Genomic DNA, 22,058 nt, shown 5'->3' with positions numbered 1-22,058 from the left:
CTATGACGGGTCTGGAAAAAGATTTGAAGCCAGAACCTCAGAAAACCGGCAAAGGAACGCGAATTCATAGGCAGTTTGCCGCGAAACCTGCCTTTCGGCACAGGTCAACTAAGAGTATGGTCCCGCTGTCTCGGGCGCATCGCACCGAACCTCCACTGTGTAATCCAAAGGAATCAGCAATGATCACACTAAAAGACCCAAGTTTGTTGCGACAGGCCGCCCTTGTGGGTGCGCGATGGATTGAAGCTGATCCTGAAAAAGATCTCGCCGTTACCAACCCGGCAACCGGCGAACTGATCGGCCACGTCCCCAAACTGGGCGCGGATGAGACCGCCGAGGCCATAGCCGCCGCCGAAGAGGCCCGCCATGGCTGGGCCAAGCGCACCGCAAAAGAGCGGAGCCAGGTATTGCGCCGTTGGTATGAGCTGATGATGGAGAACCAAAGCGATCTGGGGGCCATCCTGACCGCGGAACAGGGCAAACCTCTGGCCGAGGCCACGGGCGAAATCGCCTATGGTGCAAGCTTTATCGAATGGTTTGCCGAAGAGGCCCGCCGCGCATATGGCGACGTCACACCGGGCCACGCGCCAGACAAACGCATATTGACGGTGAAACAGCCCATCGGTGTTGTTGCGGCCATCACGCCCTGGAACTTTCCCAACGCGATGATCACACGCAAAGCCGGCCCCGCGCTGGCGGCTGGTTGCGCTATGGTTCTGAAACCCGCCAGCCAAACGCCGTTTTCGGCCATCGCGCTGGCAGTTCTGGCCGAACGCGCCAGGCTGCCGGACGGTCTGTTCTCGGTCGTGACCGGATCCGCGCGCGCGATCGGGGGTGAGATGACCGGGAATGCCACTGTGCGCAAACTGACCTTTACCGGCTCGACCGAAATCGGCGCGCAGCTTTACGCGCAATGTGCCCCGACCATCAAGAAACTGGGTTTGGAGCTGGGAGGCAACGCACCCTTTATCGTGTTCGACGACGCAGATATCGACGCGGCGGTTGACGGTGCCGTCATCTCGAAGTTTCGCAACAATGGGCAAACCTGCGTTTGCGCCAACCGCATCTACGTGCAAAGCGGTGTCTATGACACGTTCGCCGAAAAGCTGGCCGCCAAGGTGGCGACCCTGCCCACGGGCAACGGGTTTGACGAAGGCATCGTGTTTGGCCCGCTGATCGATCAGGCCGCGGTTGAGAAAGTGACCGAGCATATCTCGGACGCGACCTCAAAAGGCGCTCAGGTCACGCTGGGTGGTCAACCGCATGAGCTGGGTGGCACGTTCTTCCAGCCCACAATCCTGACCGGTGTCACATCCGATATGGCCGTCGCGACCGAGGAAACCTTTGGCCCCGTCGCTCCACTCTTCAAGTTTGAGACAGAGAGCGAGGTTGTGGCGGCCGCCAACGACACCGATTTTGGCCTGGCGTCCTACTTTTATTCCCGCGATCTGGCGCGCGTCTGGCGTGTGTCCGAGGGACTGGATTACGGGATGGTCGGCGTCAATACCGGCCTGATCTCAACAGCTGAGGCTCCATTTGGTGGCGTCAAACTGTCGGGTCTGGGCCGCGAAGGTTCGCGCTATGGTTTGGACGATTTCATGGAGATGAAATATATCTGCATGGGCGGCATCGACGCTGAATAAAGCAAACGCTTGGGGCGCTGGCTCAGTCTTGCATCAGCGCCTCAAGACCCAAACGGTAGTTGGGATAGCGCAGTTTGACACCCAGCTCTGATTTGATCCGGTCATTCTTCACACGCTTGTTTTCATTGTAAAAACTGCGCGCCATGGGTGTCAGATTGGCCTCATCATACGGAACCGCAGGTGGCAGCGGCAAACCTTGCAGCTGCGCCGCATATCCGATCACGTCCTGTGGTGGCACCGGCTCATCATCGCAGACATTATAGATCGCGCCCGGATTGGGCTGGGCCATCGAGGCCGCCAATACCTGCGCTATGTCATCCACATGGATGCGTGAAAACACCTGACCAGGTTTGATGATCCGGCGCAGACCACCCTTGCGCAGCTTCGAGAATGGCCCACGACCAGGGCCATAAATACCGGCCAGGCGAAAGATATGCAGAGGCAAAGCGGGGATTGAGGCCCATTGCTCCTCGGCCCGCAGGCGCCAACGTCCGCGTTCAGCCGTTGGCGTCGCAAGGGTCGTTTCGTCCACCCACCGCCCCTGGTGGTCACCGTATACAGCCGTCGTAGACAGATACCCCACCCATTCGAACTGGCGCGCGCGCGCAGAGATTGCATCCTGCAATTGCGCCAATACAGGATCGCCCTCTTTCGTCGGCGCGGTCGAGATCAGCAGATGCGTGACGCCATCGAAATTCACGTCATCGCCCGGCCACACCAACGGCTCGGCACACGCATCGCGGATGGCGTCTATCTGTTCCGGGTCACGTGACGTGCCAATCACGCGCCATCCCTGCGGCACCAGAACACGCGACAATGCCCGGGCGGAATAACCATGTCCGAATGAAAAGAGTGTCCCCGTCATGGCCCTTTGATGGGCTGCCAAGCGCCGGGATGCAAGAGCCTGATGGCCGCACTTGATTCGAATCCGAAGCTGCGGCTTGATGAAACCATGAGCGACAAGACACCGAACCTGCACTCGGCCTATGCCCTGAAATCGCCCGAAGATAACAAACGCCTCTATGCGGAATGGGCCGGTGACTATGATGACGGATTTGCGGCCTTCGAGGATTATCAGCTGCATATCCACACGGCGCGGGCCTTTGTGGCAGCCCATGGACAAGGCCCGGTGTTGGATGTCGGCGCAGGAACCGGGCTGTGCGGCGCGGTTTTGTCAGGACTGGGCGTCGGGCCCATTGATGCCGCCGATATCAGCGCCGAGATGTTGGCCGAAGCCATGCGCAAGGATGTATACCGCGACGCGATCGAGGCTGACCTGCATGTCGGTTTACCCGTACCGCGCGACAGCTATGCGGGCATTGTATCGTCTGGCACCTTCACGCACGGGCATCTTGGCCCCGATGTTTTGCCCGCTTTGTTGCGCGTCGCGCGACCCGGTGCTTTGTTTACGCTGTCGATCAACGCCAAGCACTATTCCTCGCTTGGTTTTGCTGACGCGCTTGCTGATCTGGCAGTGACTCAAATCACCACTCCGGCGCTGCAGACAGTTCGGATTTACGGAGACCTTGCGACCGGGCCGAACAAAGACGACGAAGCCTTAATTACCCTGTTCGAGAAACGTTAACGACCCTTCCAGACAGGATCGCGCTTTTCTGCAAAGGCACGCGCGCCTTCCAGATTGTCTTCCGAACCATAGAGGACATCCACGGTCGCCAATTGGCGTTTGGTGATCCGGTTCATCACGTCCTGGAATTTGGAATCCTCGGCCTCACGCACAATCTCTTTGATCGCCGCGTAGACCAGAGGGGGGCCGCTTGCCAATAGGCGCGCCAGCTCCCAGGCGCGGTCCATCAGCTGGTCGGCAGGAACGATTTCGTTCACCAGCCCCCAGCGATGCGCTTCCTCCGCATCGAACCAGCGACCGGTCAAAAGCAGCTCCATCGCGATATGGTAGGGGATACGTTTGGGCAGTTTGACACTTGCCGCATCGGCCACCGTACCGGACCGGATTTCCGGCAGGGCAAAAGTGGCGTGATCAGCTGCCACCAACATATCTGCACTCAGCGCCAGTTCCAGCCCGCCGCCACAGGCGATTCCGTTCACAGCCGCAATCACCGGTTTGTTCATATCGCGCAGCTCTTGCAGCCCGCCAAACCCACCAACGCCGTAGTCACCATCCACGGCGTCTCCATCCGCGGCGGCTTTCAGATCCCAACCGGGGCAAAAGAACTTTTCACCACCACCCGTAAGTATCGCAACGCGCAGCTCGGGGTCGTCTCGGAACTCGCGAAAGACCTCGCCCATGATCCGACTGGTCGCCAGATCAATGGCATTTGCCTTGGGCCGGTCCAGGGTGACTTCCAGAATGGCCCCATCGCGGCGGGTTTTGATCGGGTTCATGAACGTGCCTTTCGGATCAGCGCATCCACCGCAACCGCCCCGTGGGCCGTGCAGATCAGCGGGTTTATTTCAACTTCGCCGAGTGTGTCGGCATTGGCAATGACATAGCTTTGCACGGCCTCAATCGTGTCGAGAACAGCATTGAGTTCAGCAGCGGCTTTGCCGCGATACCCTTGCAGCAAAGGCGCGCAACGCAAGCTCATCAAAGCGCGGTGAATGGCCTCTCGCGATGCAGGGATCAAAAGCTGCGCAGTATCGCGCAGGATTTCGGTCAAAACACCGCCCGCACCCAAGGTCAGAACATAGCCGTGGGCAGGGTCGGGTGTGACACCGATCAGCAGCTCGGCCACAGCGGGTGGGGCCATTTCCTCGATCAGAACTTCGGGCGTTCCGATCGATGCCGCAACTGCCGACAGCTCTGCGCGAGAGACATTCAGATGCACCGCCCCGTGTTCGGATTTATGGGCCAGACCGACGCCTTTCACCGCAAACGGCGCGTTCAGCTTGTCCGCCGCGCCCAGCGCGTCCAAACGGGTGACAACATTTCGCGGCACGGGCAAGCCATGCTGTGACAGCTGCGCCTTTGCTTGCGCTTCGGTCAAAACCTGATCAGCGTTACGGTCCGACGGCAACAGAACCGGGTCAGCCAAAGCCGGAGGCGCCAAGGATGCGGCCTCTGCCGCCGCGAGCGCCTCATTCAGCCCTGCAAACGGCACGACACCGCCTGCCATCAGGCGGTGGGCAACATCTTCGGGCATCAACTCGGGCAGTGTTGCGGCAACGGCAAAGGGGCGACCGACGCGTTCGGCACAGTTCAAAGCGGCCTGCGTCGCACAATCCCAATCCTCGGCATTGGTGTGTGGATAGTCCACAATCGACAATGTTAGAGCCGTTTCAGGCCCCATCATCGCTGACCAGGCCCGGCTCATCGCTTCTGCATCGCGCCAGATATAGGTGTGGTAATCCAGCGGATTGGCGACGGCCACCATCGGCCCCAACGCCGTGCGCAGTTCTGTTTTTTGCGCTGCGGTCAGCGGCGGGAAATACACATGTCGCTGCTCGGCCATATCCGAGCCAAGGCTGGCCTCGCCACCCGAGCAGCTTATCATGCTCAGCCCGTTTCCATCCAACCCGCCGGTCACATGCAACAGCTTGAGCGTTTCCAGAAAACTCGGCACATCCTCCAGTCGCGCGATCCCCAGCCGATCCAGAAATGCCTGCGCGCCCGCGTCACTGCCAGCCAGTGAGGCTGTGTGCGAGATTGTGGCCGCCTGAGCGTGGCTCGACCGCCCCATCTTGAGCGCAACAACACGTACCCCGTGTGCCTGTGCCTTGGCGGCCAGTGCTTCCCATTTCCTCAGATCGCCAAAACCTTCGATATGGACCCCAATCGCGGTGATGCGGGGATCATCCAGCAGCGACGCCGCGATATCCGCCTGATGGGTTTGCGCCTGGTTGCCGCAAGTCAGCATGAAGGCCAGCGGCAGCGCCCGGCGCTGCATGGTCATGTTGATCGCGATGTTCGAACTTTGGGTGAGGATCGCGACGCCACGATCTACCGGCTGCATTCCATGCTGGTCCGGCCAGACGGCAATATGATCGAGCGCATTGACGAACCCATAGCAATTCGGCCCTAATATTGGCATTTCTGCCGCTGCGGCCACCAATTCCGCCTGCAAATCCGCCGAGGTTTCATCCTCGGCCTGTGCTTCGGTAAAGCCCGAGGCGAAACACACCGCCCCCCCCGCGCCCGCTTGGCTGAGCGCGGCAACAGCTTGAACGGTCGAATGACGGTTGATACCCACAAAAGCCACGTCCGGCGCATGAGGCAGATCCTCGATGGAAGCGAAAGCAGGTAAGCCGGCAATTGCATCCGCCTTGGGATGCACGGGCCAGATCTGACCGGTGAACCCAAACTTTTGCGCCTGCTCGATCACGGCACGACACCATGCGCCGCCACCGATCACGGCAAGGGTCTTGGGGGTAACGAGGCGGCTTAGCGCTGGCATGAAGACTCCTTAGGCGCCCAGCGCGCGCAATAGATCACGGCTTATGATATGGCGCTGAATCTCGCTGGTACCGTCCCAGATACGCTCGACCCGCGCGTCTCGCCAGAACCGTTCCAGCGGATAGTCGTCCATCAACCCCATTCCACCATGCACCTGAATCGCCGCATCCGTCACGCGGGCCAGCATCTCTGAGGCGTAAAGCTTGGCCGAGGCGATCTCACGGTTGGCGGGCAGCCCTTTGTCCAACCGGTCCGCCGCAGCCAGCGTCAACAGGTCGGCGGCATCGATCTCGGTGATCATATCGGCGATCTGGAACGAAACGCCTTGGAATTTGCCGATTTTCTGCCCGAACTGCTCGCGCGTGGCGGCATAATCCAACGCATAGTCAAAGGCCCGCCGCGCGCGCCCGACCGACATCGCGGCCACGGTGATGCGCGTGGCATAGAGCCAGGTGTTCATCACCTCGAACCCGCCGTCGACTTCACCCAGAACCTGCGTATCCGGCAAGCGGCAATCGTCGAAATCCAGCACCATGTTCTTGTAACCGCGATGGCTGACCGACTTGTACCCGTCGCGGATGGTAAACCCGGGCGTGCCGCGATCGACCAGAAAAGCCGTTATGCGCTTTTTTGGCCCTTTTGGCGTCTGATCTTCGCCGGTTGCGATAAAGACAATGATGAAATCTGCGTGCTCAGCACCCGAGATAAAATGTTTGGTCCCGTTCACGACCCAATCGCCACCATCCCGGACGGCCGCGCATTTCATTCCGCGCACATCCGAGCCCGCGCCCGGTTCGGTCATGGCAAGCGCATCCATCTTTTCGCCGCGCACCGCTGGCATCAGATAACGTTCGATCTGTTCCCCTTCGCAGGCCATCAGAATGTTCTGCGGTCTGCCGAAAAAGTGGTTCAGCGCCATGGAACCACGCCCCAATTCACGCTCAACCAAGGCAAATTCCAAGTGGTTCAGCCCAGCGCATCCGACACTTTCGGGGAAGTTGCAGGCATAGAAGCCCAGCTCAAGCGTCTTGCGCTTGATCTCATCCGCGATCTCTTTCGGCACCTCACCGCTACGTTCAACGAGGTCTTCATGAGGATAAATCTCGTTCTCGACAAAGCTGCGCACAGTCGAAGCGATCATTTCCTGCTCTTCTAACAGGCCGTATTGCATCATGGGCTCCCGTTTTTCGCTGGGGATAGAGTGAACCAGCTTGAGGTTAAGTTCATGCAGGATTAGGTATTGACCATGCAAGTTTGGTCGAAATCCTCTGCCGAGACGCGGCAAATCGGTGTTGTGCTGTTCGATGGCTTTTCCAACCACTGCCTTGCCAACACGGTTGAACCGATGCGCGCGGCCAACACCCTGTCTGGGCGGCAGCTTTATACTTGGCAATTTCTGGCGATGACGCCAGATCCGGTCACCTCATCCTCGGGGCTACAGGTTGCTCCGCAGGCGCGGTTACAGGACGCGTCGGGGGATATTCTGATGGTGATGCCGTCTTATGGGTTTCAGGATCTTGGGGGTTGGCGCACGCAGGCCAGCCTCAGGGCCGCCGCGCAGCGCTTTCCCACTCTGGCAGGGCTGGACACCGGCAGTTGGCTGTTGGCACAGGCCGGTCTACTGGATGGGTACCGGGCCACAATTCATTGGGAAGAGCTTACGGCCTTTACCGAACGTTTCCCGCAAATCGAAACTTGCCGCGAACGGTTTGTCATCGACCGAAACCGGATCACCTGTTCGGGCGCGATGGCGGCGTTTGATCTGATCCTGCATCTGATCGGGCAGGATCACGGCCAAGCGTTGGCGCTTGAGATCGCGCAAACCTTTATGACCCGCGAGTCCGCACGCTCTCATACGGCGCGGACAGGGCCGGTGAACAAAGCGCTGGCTGTGATGCAGGAGTATCTGGAGACGCCTTTGACCATCCCCGATCTGGCCAAGCGGGTCGGGCGGTCGCAGCGTGTGCTCGAGGCACGTATGAGGGCGGAATTGGGTGCAGGCCCCGCCCATGTCTATCGTCGCCTCCGCCTGAACCTGGCGCGCAAGCTGGTGACCGAGACCGACATGTCCATCGCCGAGATTGCCTTGCGTGCCGGGTACCAAGACCCGAGCGCCCTCACGCGCGCGTTTCGAACCGAGTTTGGCACCACCCCGCGCGCGATGCGCACCGCCTAGGTATACATCTGTTTCTTGAACGCCCGCGTCCGCACCGTCGCTTCGGCAGATCCGTCGTGAAAGGTGCCAAACCACTTGTCGAAGGGAATCTCTGAAGTGCCATAGTTGCACTCGAAATACCTGTGGTGAAGCTGGTGAAAGAAATCGCCAGCCTTGGCCGCGTCGGCCTCGCCCGCTTTCAGTTTTTCGAAACCTGAATGCGACAGGACCGGGCTGATCTGCTGGAAGTAGACGTGAAACAGAAGGTGCAAGGGATGGGATGGCACGATCAGGTGGATGAAATAGGTCGAGAAATACAGAAGGTTCTCGTACCAATGGTTCGAAATCCCTGACCACGGCCCGATATTGACGTTTCGGTGGTGCACGGCGTGCACATGCTTGTACAGCTTCGGGTGATGTTCCAGCCGGTGCACCCAATAGAAATGCAGGCCCGACCACATCGGAATGAACAGCATCCAGACCACAAACCAGACCGGCGCGGCGGCCCATGTGACCGTTGGAACATATCCATTGGCCATGGCCCAGAAGATCACCCACTGATACACGGTCGCGACGCTCATCGCGCTGCCCAGCGTCCACCAGATATTGTCCCAGACCTGATTGCTGAAGGTGAAATTGCCGTTCTTTCGCGTCAGGTCACGGCGGTCGAACTTTTTGTAGAGCCCCTGCCCCTTGCGCATATAAAGCCACCAATGCAGCGTTCCGGCCACAAGGATCTGAGGCACCATGTTCATCAGCCAGATGCGAAACATCCAGCCCGGTTCAAAGCTTTGCATCGCCTCAAGCGGCGGTAGAAACGCGAAATAAACGATCAGCGCGATGGACATGCACAAGGTCAGCGCTGTTATTTGCAACCACGCGCCCTTGTACCAGTTCAGGACTTCCATTGGGCGCGGCGGCCAACTGAACAACGGGTTCAACACTACAGGCCCTTCAGGCCGGTAGTTCCAGCGCGCGGCTTCCGCGTCGTGGCTTGCATCACTCATGGCAACTCCTCCCCTGCTGCCTGCTTAGCTGGCGTAATCTGATCCCTCAGCGTCCAGCAAAGCCTTGATTTCGCGCATATGAGCCTCGGCCTGTTCGGGATAGTCTTCCAGCTCTTGCGCCGTTTTTTCTGCGATCTCGTCCGACAGGATCCGAAGCTTTTGTCCGGTTTGCAGCGCGCGGATATATGTTTCTGCAGCCCGCTCGAAGTAAAAGAGCCTGTTAAAGGCATCCGCGACGTCACGTCCGATCACCAGAACTCCATGGTTGCCCATGATCATGACCTTCATTTTGGGGTCGGACAGCATCTGCGCACAGCGCTCGCCCTCACTTTCAAAGGCCAAGCCGCCAAAAGCGTCATCCACCACGTAACGGTTGTAGAAAGTGGCTGTATTCTGATCGATCGGCGGCAATGTACTGTCCGCCAAGCTGGCCAGAACGGTGGCAAAGATTGAATGCACATGCAGAACACAGCGCGCATGTGGGCAGTGGCGATGGATCGCGCCGTGCAGACCCCACGCTGTCGGATCCGGTGCGCCGGGTTGAGACATCACGTCAGGATCATTGGCATCCAGCAACATCAGATCAGACGCTTTGATCCGTCCAAAATGCATCTGGTTGGGGTTCATCAGGAACTGGGAGCCATCCTCGTTGACCGCCAGGCTATAGTGGTTGGCCACAGCCTCATGCATGTTCAGCCGCACGGTCCACCGGAACGCCGCAGCCATATCCACCCGTTCCGACCAATGGTCGATGTTGGTTCGCAGATTCGTCACGCTCATCTTCGGTCTCCGGTTTTTGCTGCCGCGTATTGAAAGCTTGCCCTATCATTCGGGTTCGGCCAACGAAAATCGGAGCAGAGTCATTCGGTGGCAGACCTTTTGAGGCCCGGCACGCCGTCGCCCATGCAACCTGTGACGGTTTCATGATACCGCTTTTGCAGGGGTTGCACCTTCCTGCACATTGGGGAAAGTTGGGCCATGGAATACACACCTTTCCCCAGTTGGCCCGACTCTGCCCCCAAACTCATTGCTGTCGCCGCAGGCCGCGAGGCCGCAGATACGGTGATCAAGGGTGGCATTTGGGTCAATGTGCACAGCCGCGAGGCGCTTCCGGATCATGACATTGCCATCGCCGCCGGTCGGATCGCCTTTGTGGGGCCCGACGCCACGCATTGCATCGGGCCCGACACGCAGATCATTGAGGCAAACGGGCGCTATATGATCCCGGGCCTGTGCGACGGGCATATGCATATCGAATCCGGGATGCTGACCCCGGCAGAGTTCGCCCGCGCTGTCATCCCGCATGGCACAACCAGTATGTTCACTGACCCGCATGAGATCGCCAATGTGCTGGGCCTGAATGGTGTGCGGATGATGCATGACGAGGCGCTGTTGCAACCGGTGAATATCTTCACCCAGATGCCGTCTTGCGCACCATCTGCGCCGGGCCTGGAAACCACCGGGTATGAGATCACACCCGAGGACGTGGCCGAGGCAATGAACTGGCCCGGTATTATCGGCCTGGGTGAGATGATGAACTTTCCCGGTGTGATCCACGGCGACCCCAAGATGCTGGCTGAGATTGCAGCCACGCAAAGGGCCGGCAAAACCGTGGGCGGTCATTATGCATCGCCTGATTTAGGGCCTGAATTTGCCGCTTACGTGGCTGGTGGCCCCGCCGATGATCACGAAGGCACCTGCGAGGCCGATGCCATCGCACGTGTGCGCCAGGGAATGCGGTCGATGATGCGATTGGGCTCGGCCTGGTATGATGTCGAAAGCCAGATCACGGCCATTACTGAAAAGGGGCTGGACCCGCGCAATTTCATCCTGTGCACTGATGATTGCCATTCCGGCACGCTGGTCAATGACGGCCATATGAACCGCGTCGTGCGCCACGCGATTGCCTGCGGCTGTGATCCTTTGATCGCCCTGCAAATGGCCACGATCAACACCGCCACCCATTTCGGGCTAGAGCGTGAGATCGGGTCGATCACGCCCGGGCGGCGCGCGGATATCATCCTCAGCGCGGATCTCACTGAACTGCCGATCGAAACCGTGATTGCGCGCGGTCAAATCGTGGCCCAGAATGGCGCAATCACCGTGGATTGCCCGCACTTGAACTGGCCCGACACCGCTCGCAATACAGTCCATCTGGGCCACGCGCTTGACGAAACGGATTTTGAGATCAAAGCCCCAGCCGGGGCCAATCGCGTTCGGGCCAATGTGATCGGGGTGGTTGAAAATCAGGCGCCCACCAAAGCGTTGAAGGCCGAGCTGCCGATTATCGGCGGGCTGGTCGAAGGCGAAGACGGCGTGTGCCAGATCGCACTGGTGGAGCGTCACCGTGCAACAGGGGGCGTTACAAACGCCTTTGTGTCCGGCTTTGGCTATCAGGGCAAAATGGCCATGGCCTCAACCGTTGCGCATGACAGCCACCATATGATCGTTGTTGGCACTGATCGCGCACAGATGGCCATGGCTGCGAACAGGCTGGCCGAGGTGGGCGGCGGCATCACCATTTTCCGCGACAGCGAAGAACTGGCGCTGGTCGAACTGCCTATCGCTGGCCTCATGTCCGACAGCCCTGCCGCTCAGGTCGCCGCAAAGGCCGAGCAGATGGTTGCCGCAATGCAGGCCTGCGGTTGCTCGCTCAACAACGCGTATATGCAACATTCTCTGCTGGCTCTGGTGGTGATCCCGGAACTACGGATATCAGACATCGGGCTAGTGGATGTGCGCACATTCGAAAAAATAGACCTCTTGGAACCTCTCTCATGACAACAATAAAAACACCTGAGACCCCTCAAGCCGAAGACTTCACCGATCCCAAAGCCGCTGTCGCGCGGCTGGAGGAGCTTTATGCAACGGCCACGCATTTCTTGTGCGATGCTTTTGCGCACGCTCTGCAACATGGCGCGCCTGCTGAGCGGATCAGAGCCTATTACCCGGAAATTCGCATCAAAACCCTGTCTTATGCGCAGGTCGACAGCCGGCTGAGTTTTGGTCACGTTTCCGAACCCGGCATTCACGCGACCACAGTGACCCGACCGGACCTGTTCCGCTCCTACCTGACGCAGCAGATCGCGTTGCTGATCAAGAACCACGCACAACCTGTGACAATCGGGCTGTCAGACACGCCAATCCCGGTGCATTTCGCCGTGGCCAACAATCCGAACCTTCATGTTCCGCATCAAGGGGCGGCGGGATTCACGCTGCGCGATGTATTCGATGTGCCCGACCTCACCACAACCAATGATGACATCGTTAATGGTGTCAGCGATCCGGATGATGAGGTTGGGTCACTGTCTCTGTTCACCGCCCAGCGTGTGGATTACTCGCTGGCCCGGCTGGCGCATTATACAGCGACGGATCCCAGCCATTTCCAGAATCATGTGCTGTTCACCAACTACCAGTTCTATGTCTCGGAATTCGAAGCCTACGCGCGTGAACAGCTTGCCGACCCTGACAGCGGCTATACCAGCTTTGTCTCGACCGGAAATGTCGAGATAACAACCAAGGATGCCGCGCTGGAGCAACCACTCAAGCTGCCGCAAATGCCGACCTATCACCTGAAACGCGCCGACGGATCGGGCATAACGCTAGTCAATATCGGGGTTGGGCCATCCAATGCAAAAACCGCCACTGACCATATCGCAGTTCTGCGGCCCCATGCTTGGCTGATGGTGGGCCATTGCGCCGGGCTGCGCAACACGCAGGCGCTGGGGGATTTCGTGCTGGCCCATGCCTATCTGCGCGACGACAAGGTGCTGGACGACGATCTGCCCGTCTGGGTTCCCATCCCGCCCTTGGCCGAGGTGCAAGTGGCGCTTGAACGCGCGGTGGCCGAGGTGACCAAGTTGGAAGGGTATGAGCTCAAGCGGATCATGCGCACGGGCACCGTTGCCTCGGTCGATAACCGCAATTGGGAGTTGCGGGACCAGTCGGGCCCTGTGCAACGGCTCAGCCAATCCCGCGCCATTGCGTTGGATATGGAAAGCGCCACGATCGCGGCAAATGGCTATCGCTTCCGTGTACCCTATGGCACTTTGCTCTGCGTTTCCGACAAGCCCCTGCATGGTGAGTTGAAGCTGCCGGGCATGGCCTCGGCCTTTTATACCACCCAGGTCAGCCGTCATCTGGCCATCGGAATCCGCGCGATGGAGCATCTGAGGGGCATGCCGCTTGAGCGTTTGCACAGCCGGAAATTGCGTTCCTTTGATGAAACCGCCTTTCTCTGAAGCAAAAAAGCAACGATTTCCCCATATTTTTAGGGTTTTCGGCGCTACTATTCGTTGTGTTCCCCTACAATATCCCGTTACAGTTACGCGGTGAGGCCCAAATTATCGGGCACGTTAAGGAGACCAAGAAATGGCAAAGCCTATGACAAAGACTCAGCTGGTTGCTGCTCTCGCTGAGGAAATGGGGACTGACAAGAAATCCGCCAACTCTGCGCTGGAGGCAATTACTGGCCTGATCACGCGCGAAGTATCCGCTGGCGGTGCAGTCACCCTGCCCGGCGTTGGCAAAATCTACTGCCGCGAGCGCCCCGAGCGCATGGTACGCAACCCTGCCACCGGCGAACAGTTCAAGAAAGAGGCCGACAAGGTGGTCAAAATGACCATCGCCAAGGCACTGAAAGACAGCGTGAACGGCTGATCCCAGCCGTCATCGTTAAATGATCAAGGGCCGCCGATTGGGGGCCCTTTTTCTTTGCTACGCGGAGATTGATTTTAAGGGTACACGGAGGTCTTTTTTTCATGGTCCGCTCTAAGCCCAGTGTGCTCAATGCAGCAGCCCGTGCGAGTGTCCGCCTCTGTGTCCTTTCAAGATTTCACGTCACCGGCGAACCGCGCGGCATTTTCTTTGGCAAAGGCACTTGCATCAGCACTTTCATCCCAGAACTGCGGGTTGGCTTTGGGTATGGTCAGAGCTTTTTGCACTGCAGGGCGCGCGTCGATCCGATCAAACCACGTCTGCAAATGAGGCAGGCCTTCCACGCTCGCACGTGCCCAGACATAGGCCCGCGCCCAAGGATAGGTCATCATATCAGCGATCGTGTATTCGCCTGCCGCCAGCCATTCGCGACCTTCGAGATGCGTGTCAAGAACTCCTAGCAACCGGCGGGATTCGTCCACGTACCGCTTTATCGAAAACGGCTCCTCATGCCCGTTCGGCGCGGCGATATGCTGAAAGTACATGGCTTGCCCCATCATGGGTCCAACGTGCCCGACCTGGAAAAACATCCATTGCATAACTTCCGAGCGCTTTGTCGGCTCTTTGGGAAGGAATTTGCCGTATTTCTCTGCAAGATGCCAAAGGATGGCGCCGCTTTCAAAAATGGCGCGATTCTCGTCGCGGTCAACAATAGTTGGGATTTTGCCGTTTGGGTTTAGCCTCAGATAGTCGGGAGTCTTTTGTTCCTGCTTTGAGAAATTCACAACCGTGAGGTCATAGGGCACTCCTGCCTCTTCCAAGAAAATGACAGGTTTGTAACCGTTCATCGTCGCGGCGGTGTAAAGGTGAACTGCGGGTTGGGTCATCTTAAGTCTCCATTTGCGACCACATCCAAAGGGGCTTGACCTAAACTGATTACAAGGTGAAGAAAATCAACTAGTATACTTTTTGTAACCTAGATCAGTGAAGTGGTTCGACGGATGGAAGCCCGCGTCAGACAGGACCAACGTGGTCGCAAGAGCGTCGATGACGCATGTACAACGCCATGCGCGATTGAACGCGGCATGAGGATCATCGGCGGGAAATGGACCGGTTCGATCCTGTGGCACCTCAAGGACGGACCCGTACGCTTTAATGATCTCTCGCGCATGATCGGCGGTGCCAGCAAGAAGATGATCACAGAAAGACTTCGTCAATTAGAGGCACAGGGATTGGTGCGCCGCGATGTCGTCGAAACCAAGCCGCTATCGGTCATTTACGAAGTGACAGACTTTGGGAGAACCGCGCTCGGGTTCCTCGATGAGCTTCGCAAATGGAGTGAGGGACTCCCCCACAATACTGATAAGGTAAATGGCTAAGTGAAAGTCGCCCAAAGCAATCATTCAATTCGGGAACGTGATTGTCTTTTTCGGCCCGCGTTGCTGACATTCGAGTAACCGAGCCTTGCAGACCAACCTCGTTTTCCTCGAAAACCCCGCCAGCCCAGAGAGATCAACCGCTTGCGAACCTGACGAATTTCAGAAACAGTCCCCGCAAACGGAAAAGAGGCCGAAAAATGGATCTGCGCGCCATTGCGATGGGGTTGGTTTTTGCCCTGATCTGGTCTTCGGCCTTTACGTCGGCGCGTATCATTGTGGCCGATGCGTCCCCGCTATTTTCTCTGGCTGTGCGGTTTTTGATTTCAGGGCTTCTGGGGGTGGCCATTGCCAGGATGATGGGCCAAAGCTGGCGTCTGACAAAAGGGCAATGGCGGGCAACGATTATTTTCGGGATTTGTCAGAATGCCCTTTATTTGGGTCTGAATTTCTATGCGATGCAAACGGTTCAGGCGTCGTTGGCGGCCATCATCGCCTCGACTATGCCGTTGCTGGTCGCGCTGGCCGGATGGTTGATCTTCAGCGAAAAGCTGCGGCCCCTTGGGATTGCCGGTTTGTTGGCCGGTTTCGCCGGGGTCGCGTTGATCATGGGCAGCCGGATCAGTGACGGGGTTGATCTGTTTGGCGTTGCGTTGTGTGGGTTGGGTGCTTTGGCGCTGGCTTCGGCGACTCTGGCGGTGCGCGGCGCCACCTCGGGTGGGAATTTCATGATGGTGGTGGGGTTGCAGATGTTGGTCGGTTCGGCCCTTTTGTTCGTCGCGGCCCCGATCTTTGAAACCATCTTCGTCAACCCGACGCTGCCGCTGGCCTTGGCCTTTGCCTATACCACGGTAATGCCGGGCCTGGTTGCGACGCTGATCTGGTTTCTGCTGTTGGACCGTATCGGCGCCGTCCGAGCCGCGACATTCCACTTTCTGAACCCCGTTTTTGGAGTGGCAGTCGCTTATGTTCTGCTGGGCGAACAGCTAAGACCGCTGGACGCATTGGGTGTACTGATCACCACATTGGGCATTCTGGCCGTGCAGCTTTCCCGTCAACCTGCCGGCCAACACCGAGCCTCTGCCTGAGGTTCGCAGTATCGGGACTGCGAGGCTGGTCGTAAATTGATTTTGATTTCCCAGCCCCCGCCCCCAAATTATAGAACATCAACCAAACGACCGGAGGTTCCATGTCCCGCTATACCAAAGACCCACAGGTCATTGCGTCCCTCTCACCCGAAGAGTTTCACGTCACCCAACGCAGTGGGACGGAACGGCCGGGTACGGGCAAGCTGTTGAACAACAAGGAACCGGGCATCTATGTGGACATCGTCTCGGGCGAGCCGCTCTTTGCTTCGACCCACAAATACGAATCCGGCTGCGGTTGGCCCAGTTTCACAAAGCCCATCGTCCACGAACATGTGGAAGAGTTTCGCGACACCACTCACGGCATGATCCGCACCGAGGTGCGGTCGAAACATGGGGACAGTCATTTGGGTCACGTCTTCCCGGATGGCCCTCGTGAACATGGTGGGCTACGCTATTGCATCAACTCCGCCTCGCTGCGGTTTATCCATCGCGATGAGATGGAGGCCGAGGGCTATGGCGAATTTCTGATCCATGTGGAGGATATCTGATGACCGAAGAACGCGCTGTTCTGGCCGGGGGCTGCTTTTGGGGGATGCAGGATCTGATCCGCAAGATGCCCGGCGTATTGCGCACGCGTGTCGGGTATACCGGCGGCGACGTGCCCAACGCCACCTATCGCAACCACGGCACCCATGCTGAAGGTATTGAGATCTGGTTCGATCCTGCACAGATCTCGTATCGGCGTCTGCTAGAGTTTTTCTTTCAGATCCACGACCCGACGACGGTCAACCGCCAGGGCAATGACCGGGGTCTCAGCTATCGGTCGGCCATCTACTATGTGGATGACGCCCAGAAAGAGACCGCGCTGGACACCATCGCCGATGTGAATGCCAGCGGTCTGTGGCCGGGCAAAGTGGTGACCGAGTTGGAGCCGGTCGGCGATTTCTGGGAGGCCGAGCCCGAGCATCAGGACTACCTGGAGCGTATCCCCAACGGATACACCTGCCATTTCATTCGGCCCGATTGGGTCTTGCCCAAACGCGTGGATGCGGCCGAGTAACCAACGCTTCAACCGGTGGCCACCCGAGGGCGGCCGCTGGCCTCGACCGTGATCAACGCCTCGACGAAAACGTCTTTGGCCTCGACCTTCGCGGTTCGGATATCGCGTTCGACGGTCACGCGGATGTCTTCGGCCCCGGCCTCGCGTACGGCCTGTTCAGCCTCGTTCCGTAATATGGCCTCGATCAGGTCCAATGCTTCGCGCTCATCTGCAAAATCCTGTGGCCCGTCTTCCAGATGGACGCGGTACCGCCCTTCGGCGGGTGAGGTGATGGTGCCGGACCGGCGCAGCGTCAACCGCCCGACCACTGCACCGATAGCATTGGCCACGCCTGCGTGTTCCGGCAAAATCATTTTGCACCGTAAGCGCGCGCCCACGGCGGGGTAATAGCTGAGGGCTGATGCCCCAAGCCCGACCACATCCACGTTCAGCGCAGTGTCGAGGGCTAAAAGCCCCCGGTGGCGCTCCAATCCGCATTGGGTCAGAACATGGCGGGCCAGTTCTTGCGGGTTGGAGCCAAAGGCGTCTGCTTCCTCTGCAAAAGCAGTCTCTAACAAGGTCAGAGCGGTTTGTTCCGTCAGCTGGTCGATGATTATCTGAGCCAATTGTTGCGGGGATGTCGCCAGCAGGTCACCCGATCCAACCCGTTTGCGTGCGATCAGCTCCAAAGCTTTAGTCGCAGCATCGCCATCCCACACATCCAGCCGCCCCAAAACATGGCTGGCATCTGACGGCGTGATGCCCGACACCTGAAGCAAGCCGCGATCGACCAACCGGTTCAGTGCAGCCCCCTCCATGCGGTTTTGCAACAATTTGCCTAGTGGCACGACAGCGTCACCCAAGCGGTCCAGCAACGCGGCTTCGCGCGCGCCGATACCCTGCGCGGACATGCCCGGCAGTTTTCGTGCAAACCGGGTATCATGCTCACCCACAGTGGTGGCCCGTAGCTGTTCGTCCAGCGCAGCATGCACCACCTCGGGTGCCTCAGTGGCCAGCAGTGAGACAGGCAGCACCCGGCGCGGCCCCAGAAAGACGCCACCGCTCAGCCCTTCAGCCGCGACATGCACTTGACTGTCACCGCCAAGACCATGGGTCCGCATCGCGACTGCCTCGACCATGGTGCGGAACCCACCAACCTGCGCGCCTGCAGGATCAATGGCGGGCTTTCCATCGCGGATCAAAGCCACATCCGTTGTTGTGCCGCCAATATCCGACACGATCGCGTTTTCCGCCCCCGTCAGCCAGCGCGCACCAACGATCGAGGCCGCAGGGCCGCTGAGGATGGTTTCAATCGGACGCGCGCGCGCCTGTTCCGCGCTCATCAAAGCGCCATCGCCGCGCACGACCATCATGGGCGCGGAAATTCCCAAGTCACGCAGCTGATCTTGAGCCCGCCCGATCAACCGGTCGATCATCCCAATCAACCGCGCATTCAACACCGCTGTCACCGCCCGTTTCGGGCCGTTCAGCTTGGCCGACAATTGGTGCGAACAGGTCACCGGAACCCCGGTCTGCGCGGCAATGATCCGGGCCGCTTCCAACTCATGGCTCGGGTTGCGCGTCGCAAACTGCCCCGCAACGGCGAAACCTGAAATGCCCTCATGGGACTTTAGAAAACGTTGCAAGGCGTCCACGTCCAGCGGCGCGGCCTCACCCCCTGCATGGTTATGGCCCCCGGTCAGAACCAGCGCCGGATCCCCTTTCAACGCTTCGCTCAGCCCGTGCTTCGCAAGATCACCGTCGCGAAACCCGATATAGATCAACGCAACCCGGCCGCCTTGTCCTTCCACCAGCGCATTGGTCGCCAAAGTGGTCGAGAGCGATGCCAAGGCGATCTGATCAGGCGCGACCTCAGCCGCCTCCAGAACTGCAGAAATCGCCTTGCCTACTCCAATCGCTAGGTCACTGCGCGTCGTCAGCGATTTGGCCGAGGCGATCACCTCTGTTTCATCCTGGATCAGAACCGCGTCCGTATAGGTCCCGCCGGTATCCACCCCCAAAGCCAAAGCCATCGGGTTCTCCTCTTACTTGCTTGGAATGGGTCTAGCGGTCCTGCGCGACACGTCCAGCCTGTTTGCGGCACTTATGTCAGTTGTTGCACAGCCCAACGCGCCGCGTCCGCCACCGTTGGCTCAGGGTCGTCGGTTAAGGCCATAGCCGATGGCAACAGATCAGGCAGCCCTGAATTGCCAATCGCATAAAGCACATTGCGCACAAACCGGTTGCGCCCAATCCGCTTGATGGGTGAGCCCGAAAACTTCGCCCGAAACGCGGTATCATCCAGCGCCGCCAGATCAGACAGGTTCGGCGCCATCAGATCCTCGCGCGCGGCATAGCGGATATCGCTGGCTGCCACCGCGAACTTGTTCCAGGGGCAAGCCGCTAGGCAATCATCGCAGCCATAGATGTGATTGCCCAGTTTTCCGCGCAACTCTTCGTCAACCGGGCCTTTGTGTTCAATCGTGAGATACGAGATACAGCGGCGCGCATCCAACTGGTAGGGCGCCGGAAACGCATCGGTTGGGCACACATCCAGACAAGCCCGGCAGGATCCACAATGATCCCTCTCCGCCTTATCCTCAGGCAGATCCAAAGTTGTAAAAACAGAGCCTAAAAAGACCCAATTCCCCAATTCTCGACTGACAAGGTTAGTGTGCTTGCCCTGCCATCCCAGCCCCGCCGCCTGGCCCAGCGCTTTCTCGGGCACAGGTGCTGTGTCCACAAACACTTTCACCTCACCACCGGCCTCGGCAATCAACCACCGCGCCAAACGCTTGAGGCGCTTTTTGACCAGATCGTGGTAATCTTTGTTTTGCGCATAGACCGAAATCGCCCCCTGCTGCGGGTGCTGCAATATCTCGGTCGGATCATGTTCAGGCGAATAGCTCTCGGCCAACATGATCACCGATTTCGCCTCAGGCCAAAGCGCCGCCGGGTTGCCGCGCCAATGGCTGCGCTCGGCCATCCAACCCATCTGACCGTGATATCCCGCGTCCAGAAAGGCCTGCAAACGCTCCGGCACATGGGGCACATCCCAGGGCCTGCAGATCCGACAGGCCACAAACCCCTCTGACAAGGCCTGCGCCACCAGCCGCTCTTTCAACTCGGGTCCGCTCTTCATCTGGCTGAACATATCCTCGCGGGGAAACGCGCCCCGGCGCGATGGAGGGCAGACGGCCCCCCTTTCGATTCCGCCCAATCAGAAATCCAGGTCAGCATAATGGGGCGGTGGCCGGAACCCGGGCACCTGATCCGCCAGGATCGAGCGAAAGGCCGGACGCGACTTGATTTTGGCATACCAATCCTTGACCGCCGAGCTCCGGTTCCAATCCACGTCCGAGATGTAATCTAGCGCCGAAAGGTGCGCAGCAGCGGCAAAATCAGCCAATGTCATCTGATCGCCGGCCAGCCAGCGGCGGTGATCCAGCAGCCAGGCCATGTAGTCCAGATGGTACTTGATCGCCTTGGCCCCGGCTTTGACATTCTTGCTGTCAGGGTAGCCTTGCCCGGTGACCTTCTTGTTGACCCGTTCATAAAGCAGGTTCGCTGTCACTTCATGATGGAACTTATCATCGAACCAGCCCACAAGACGGCGGACTTCGAACCGCGCTTCGGGTGATTTGGGCATCAAGGGCGGCTCTGGCCGGGTCTCTTCGATGTACTCACAGATCGCGGTGCTTTCCGACATGATCTGCCCGTCCAATCGCAAAACCGGGACCTTGCCTGCCGGGTTGCGACGCAGGAAGTCGGGATCCTGTTCCCAATACCTCTCCTCGACCAGCTCGACCTCGATCTTTTTCTCGGCAAGCGATAACCGCACTTTTCGGCAATAAGGGGATAGGGGGACGTGAAACAGACGCGCCATGAAATTCCACTCGAAACCAGCTTTGACCCCACCAGCTTTAGCCGTTCAGGGGGCAGAGTTTCAATCCTCGAAACAATCCGCGCGACCATCTGCGCGGATGGTGGCCGCCCCGTCCATGATTGCAGCGGCACGTCTGCGGGTTCTGGCCGAGGGGTCGTTGACCGATCGGTTGCGCGGTGACGGCAGGATCGCAGCCAGGCGCGCAGCCTGTACCGGGGTCAGCTTATCGGCACTGGTTCCAAAATACTGCTGTGCCGCGGCCTCAACGCCAAACACGCCCTGCCCGGTCTCTGCCACGTTCAGATAGACCTCAAGAATACGCTCTTTGGTCCAGACCATCTCGACCACCGGCGTGATCGAGGTTTCAACCGCTTTGCGGACCCAGCTGCGCCCTTGCCAGAGGAAAACATTCTTGACCACTTGCTGCGATATGGTCGAGGCGCCCCGGCCGCCACCGTCTTCCAGCGCGTCGCGAATGGCTTCGACGTCAAAGCCCCAATGCAGACAGAAGTTCGCATCCTCTGCCGCCACAACCGACCGCGCCATGACCGGAGAGATCTCTTCAATCGGAACCCATTCCCGTTCGACCTTGCCCAACCTGCGCCATTCCGACCAGATCGTGTGGGTGACCGGCGGATTGACCACGGAAAACAGCAAAACCAGCGCAAGAACAAAGGCCGCAAAACCCAATGCGGCCATCACAATCCAACGCCGCAGCCGCGCAAACAGCGACCGGCCGGTTTTCGATTTTGATGCCTGCTTCTTTTTCCCACGCGCTTTGCGCGCTGCTTTCTTTGCCATGTTTTTTCTATACGTCGCGACTTGGCGATTTGGAACGG

At 58.8% G+C, this 22,058-nt stretch carries 21 protein-coding genes; 10 read left to right on the top strand and 11 right to left on the bottom strand.

Going from position 1 to position 22,058, the window contains the following annotated elements; translation table 11 throughout:
• Window positions 1-179: 179 nt before the first annotated feature.
• Window positions 180-1,643 (top strand): NAD-dependent succinate-semialdehyde dehydrogenase, encoded by a 1,464-nt coding sequence (locus GOV38_RS21815; RefSeq protein ID WP_174838947.1) that lies wholly within the window; start codon window positions 180-182, stop codon window positions 1,641-1,643.
• Between the two features lie 22 nt (window positions 1,644-1,665).
• Here the strand turns inward: GOV38_RS21815 and GOV38_RS21810 are convergent, their stop codons facing one another.
• Window positions 1,666-2,508, bottom strand: coding sequence for an SDR family oxidoreductase (locus GOV38_RS21810; RefSeq protein WP_171210318.1), 843 nt, complete (start codon window positions 2,506-2,508; stop codon window positions 1,666-1,668).
• Window positions 2,509-2,595: 87 nt separating this feature from the next.
• Between GOV38_RS21810 and GOV38_RS21805 the strand changes: the two genes are divergently transcribed.
• Window positions 2,596-3,228, top strand: a complete 633-nt coding sequence (locus tag GOV38_RS21805) for a class I SAM-dependent methyltransferase (RefSeq protein WP_171210324.1) — start codon at window positions 2,596-2,598, stop codon at window positions 3,226-3,228.
• On the opposite strand, the gene GOV38_RS21800 is transcribed toward GOV38_RS21805, so the two are convergent.
• Genes GOV38_RS21800 through GOV38_RS21790 form a run of 3 tightly spaced genes read right to left on the bottom strand, consistent with a single transcriptional unit; the run spans window position 3,225 to window position 7,183 of the window.
• Complete coding sequence (locus tag GOV38_RS21800; RefSeq protein WP_171210317.1) at window positions 3,225-4,004, bottom strand: carnitinyl-CoA dehydratase; 780 nt, start codon at window positions 4,002-4,004, stop codon at window positions 3,225-3,227. The two genes, GOV38_RS21805 and GOV38_RS21800, sit on opposite strands and share 4 nt — an antisense overlap.
• Window positions 4,001-6,013: an acetate--CoA ligase family protein gene (locus GOV38_RS21795; protein ID WP_171210316.1), complete on the bottom strand. Its 2,013-nt coding sequence runs from the start codon at window positions 6,011-6,013 to the stop codon at window positions 4,001-4,003. Before GOV38_RS21795 ends, GOV38_RS21800 begins: the two co-directional genes overlap by 4 nt.
• Window positions 6,014-6,022: 9 nt before the next feature.
• The gene (locus tag GOV38_RS21790; protein WP_171210315.1) at window positions 6,023-7,183 is read right to left on the bottom strand and encodes an acyl-CoA dehydrogenase family protein; all 1,161 of its coding nucleotides are present in this window, start codon (window positions 7,181-7,183) and stop codon (window positions 6,023-6,025) included.
• A gap of 75 nt (window positions 7,184-7,258) precedes the next feature.
• Here GOV38_RS21790 and GOV38_RS21785 point away from each other — a divergent pair, with 75 nt between their 5' ends.
• Entirely contained in the window at window positions 7,259-8,188 is a 930-nt protein-coding gene (locus GOV38_RS21785; protein WP_171210323.1) for a GlxA family transcriptional regulator, read from the top strand.
• Here GOV38_RS21785 and GOV38_RS21780 read toward each other — a convergent pair.
• Complete coding sequence (locus GOV38_RS21780) at window positions 8,185-9,174, bottom strand: sterol desaturase family protein (protein ID WP_171210314.1); 990 nt, start codon at window positions 9,172-9,174, stop codon at window positions 8,185-8,187. The two genes, GOV38_RS21785 and GOV38_RS21780, sit on opposite strands and share 4 nt — an antisense overlap.
• 24 nt (window positions 9,175-9,198) lie before the next feature.
• Window positions 9,199-9,954, bottom strand: a complete 756-nt coding sequence (locus tag GOV38_RS21775) for a class II aldolase and adducin N-terminal domain-containing protein (RefSeq protein WP_171210313.1) — start codon at window positions 9,952-9,954, stop codon at window positions 9,199-9,201.
• A 198-nt stretch (window positions 9,955-10,152) separates the two neighbouring features.
• Between GOV38_RS21775 and ade the strand changes: the two genes are divergently transcribed.
• The 3 genes from ade to GOV38_RS21760 all read left to right on the top strand — a co-directional run bounded on the left by ade (window position 10,153) and on the right by GOV38_RS21760 (window position 13,833).
• On the top strand, window positions 10,153-11,955 hold the full coding sequence (gene ade / locus GOV38_RS21770) for an adenine deaminase (RefSeq protein ID WP_171210312.1): 1,803 nt from the start codon (window positions 10,153-10,155) through the stop codon (window positions 11,953-11,955).
• Complete coding sequence (locus tag GOV38_RS21765; RefSeq protein ID WP_171103898.1) at window positions 11,952-13,415, top strand: AMP nucleosidase; 1,464 nt, start codon at window positions 11,952-11,954, stop codon at window positions 13,413-13,415. Before ade ends, GOV38_RS21765 begins: the two co-directional genes overlap by 4 nt.
• A gap of 130 nt (window positions 13,416-13,545) precedes the next feature.
• On the top strand, window positions 13,546-13,833 hold the full coding sequence (locus GOV38_RS21760) for an HU family DNA-binding protein (protein ID WP_170453278.1): 288 nt from the start codon (window positions 13,546-13,548) through the stop codon (window positions 13,831-13,833).
• Between the two features lie 167 nt (window positions 13,834-14,000).
• Here GOV38_RS21760 and GOV38_RS21755 read toward each other — a convergent pair whose 3' ends face one another.
• Window positions 14,001-14,717 carry a glutathione S-transferase family protein gene (locus tag GOV38_RS21755; RefSeq protein WP_171210311.1) on the bottom strand — a complete coding sequence of 239 codons (717 nt, stop codon included), beginning with the start codon at window positions 14,715-14,717 and terminating at the stop codon, window positions 14,001-14,003.
• Window positions 14,718-14,831: 114 nt separating this feature from the next.
• Between GOV38_RS21755 and GOV38_RS21750 the strand changes: the two genes are divergently transcribed.
• The 4 genes from GOV38_RS21750 (at window position 14,832) to msrA (ending at window position 17,354) form a co-directional block, all read left to right on the top strand.
• Window positions 14,832-15,209: a helix-turn-helix domain-containing protein gene (locus GOV38_RS21750; protein WP_171133770.1), complete on the top strand. Its 378-nt coding sequence runs from the start codon at window positions 14,832-14,834 to the stop codon at window positions 15,207-15,209.
• A gap of 197 nt (window positions 15,210-15,406) precedes the next feature.
• Entirely contained in the window at window positions 15,407-16,294 is an 888-nt protein-coding gene (locus tag GOV38_RS21745; RefSeq protein WP_171133771.1) for a DMT family transporter, read from the top strand.
• Window positions 16,295-16,395: 101 nt separating this feature from the next.
• On the top strand, window positions 16,396-16,842 hold the full coding sequence (gene msrB, locus GOV38_RS21740; protein WP_171103906.1) for a peptide-methionine (R)-S-oxide reductase MsrB: 447 nt from the start codon (window positions 16,396-16,398) through the stop codon (window positions 16,840-16,842).
• The gene (gene msrA, locus GOV38_RS21735; protein WP_171210310.1) at window positions 16,842-17,354 is read left to right on the top strand and encodes a peptide-methionine (S)-S-oxide reductase MsrA; all 513 of its coding nucleotides are present in this window, start codon (window positions 16,842-16,844) and stop codon (window positions 17,352-17,354) included. Before msrB ends, msrA begins: the two co-directional genes overlap by 1 nt.
• An 8-nt stretch (window positions 17,355-17,362) precedes the next feature.
• On the opposite strand, the gene GOV38_RS21730 is transcribed toward msrA, so the two are convergent.
• The 4 genes from GOV38_RS21730 to mtgA all read right to left on the bottom strand — a co-directional run bounded on the left by GOV38_RS21730 (window position 17,363) and on the right by mtgA (window position 22,020).
• Complete coding sequence (locus tag GOV38_RS21730; RefSeq protein WP_171210309.1) at window positions 17,363-19,366, bottom strand: hydantoinase/oxoprolinase family protein; 2,004 nt, start codon at window positions 19,364-19,366, stop codon at window positions 17,363-17,365.
• 71 nt (window positions 19,367-19,437) lie between these two features.
• On the bottom strand, window positions 19,438-20,475 hold the full coding sequence (gene queG / locus GOV38_RS21725; protein ID WP_171210308.1) for a tRNA epoxyqueuosine(34) reductase QueG: 1,038 nt from the start codon (window positions 20,473-20,475) through the stop codon (window positions 19,438-19,440).
• 78 nt (window positions 20,476-20,553) lie between these two features.
• The gene (locus GOV38_RS21720) at window positions 20,554-21,219 is read right to left on the bottom strand and encodes a glutathione S-transferase family protein (protein ID WP_171103914.1); all 666 of its coding nucleotides are present in this window, start codon (window positions 21,217-21,219) and stop codon (window positions 20,554-20,556) included.
• Window positions 21,220-21,279: 60 nt separating this feature from the next.
• Window positions 21,280-22,020 carry a monofunctional biosynthetic peptidoglycan transglycosylase gene (gene mtgA / locus GOV38_RS21715; RefSeq protein WP_171210307.1) on the bottom strand — a complete coding sequence of 247 codons (741 nt, stop codon included), beginning with the start codon at window positions 22,018-22,020 and terminating at the stop codon, window positions 21,280-21,282.
• Window positions 22,021-22,058 lie beyond the last annotated feature (38 nt).

This window comes from Ruegeria sp. HKCCA5839, assembly GCF_013035585.1.
GTDB lineage: Bacteria > Pseudomonadota > Alphaproteobacteria > Rhodobacterales > Rhodobacteraceae > Ruegeria.
This window is presented reverse-complemented; position numbering and strand designations above follow the sequence as displayed.

Bases quoted from the DNA above. Each gene is read 5' to 3' on its own strand.
- GOV38_RS21815 (WP_174838947.1), top strand. From the start codon at position 180: ATGATCACACTAAAAGACCCAAGTTTGTTGCGACAGGCCGCCCTTGTG.
- GOV38_RS21810 (WP_171210318.1), bottom strand. From the start codon at position 2,508: ATGACGGGGACACTCTTTTCATTCGGACATGGTTATTCCGCCCGGGCA.
- GOV38_RS21805 (WP_171210324.1), top strand. From the start codon at position 2,596: ATGAGCGACAAGACACCGAACCTGCACTCGGCCTATGCCCTGAAATCG.
- GOV38_RS21800 (WP_171210317.1), bottom strand. From the start codon at position 4,004: ATGAACCCGATCAAAACCCGCCGCGATGGGGCCATTCTGGAAGTCACC.
- GOV38_RS21795 (WP_171210316.1), bottom strand. From the start codon at position 6,013: ATGCCAGCGCTAAGCCGCCTCGTTACCCCCAAGACCCTTGCCGTGATC.
- GOV38_RS21790 (WP_171210315.1), bottom strand. From the start codon at position 7,183: ATGCAATACGGCCTGTTAGAAGAGCAGGAAATGATCGCTTCGACTGTG.
- GOV38_RS21785 (WP_171210323.1), top strand. From the start codon at position 7,259: ATGCAAGTTTGGTCGAAATCCTCTGCCGAGACGCGGCAAATCGGTGTT.
- GOV38_RS21780 (WP_171210314.1), bottom strand. From the start codon at position 9,174: ATGAGTGATGCAAGCCACGACGCGGAAGCCGCGCGCTGGAACTACCGG.
- GOV38_RS21775 (WP_171210313.1), bottom strand. From the start codon at position 9,954: ATGAGCGTGACGAATCTGCGAACCAACATCGACCATTGGTCGGAACGG.
- ade (WP_171210312.1), top strand. From the start codon at position 10,153: ATGGAATACACACCTTTCCCCAGTTGGCCCGACTCTGCCCCCAAACTC.
- GOV38_RS21765 (WP_171103898.1), top strand. From the start codon at position 11,952: ATGACAACAATAAAAACACCTGAGACCCCTCAAGCCGAAGACTTCACC.
- GOV38_RS21760 (WP_170453278.1), top strand. From the start codon at position 13,546: ATGGCAAAGCCTATGACAAAGACTCAGCTGGTTGCTGCTCTCGCTGAG.
- GOV38_RS21755 (WP_171210311.1), bottom strand. From the start codon at position 14,717: ATGACCCAACCCGCAGTTCACCTTTACACCGCCGCGACGATGAACGGT.
- GOV38_RS21750 (WP_171133770.1), top strand. From the start codon at position 14,832: ATGGAAGCCCGCGTCAGACAGGACCAACGTGGTCGCAAGAGCGTCGAT.
- GOV38_RS21745 (WP_171133771.1), top strand. From the start codon at position 15,407: ATGGATCTGCGCGCCATTGCGATGGGGTTGGTTTTTGCCCTGATCTGG.
- msrB (WP_171103906.1), top strand. From the start codon at position 16,396: ATGTCCCGCTATACCAAAGACCCACAGGTCATTGCGTCCCTCTCACCC.
- msrA (WP_171210310.1), top strand. From the start codon at position 16,842: ATGACCGAAGAACGCGCTGTTCTGGCCGGGGGCTGCTTTTGGGGGATG.
- GOV38_RS21730 (WP_171210309.1), bottom strand. From the start codon at position 19,366: ATGGCTTTGGCTTTGGGGGTGGATACCGGCGGGACCTATACGGACGCG.
- queG (WP_171210308.1), bottom strand. From the start codon at position 20,475: ATGAAGAGCGGACCCGAGTTGAAAGAGCGGCTGGTGGCGCAGGCCTTG.
- GOV38_RS21720 (WP_171103914.1), bottom strand. From the start codon at position 21,219: ATGGCGCGTCTGTTTCACGTCCCCCTATCCCCTTATTGCCGAAAAGTG.
- mtgA (WP_171210307.1), bottom strand. From the start codon at position 22,020: ATGGCAAAGAAAGCAGCGCGCAAAGCGCGTGGGAAAAAGAAGCAGGCA.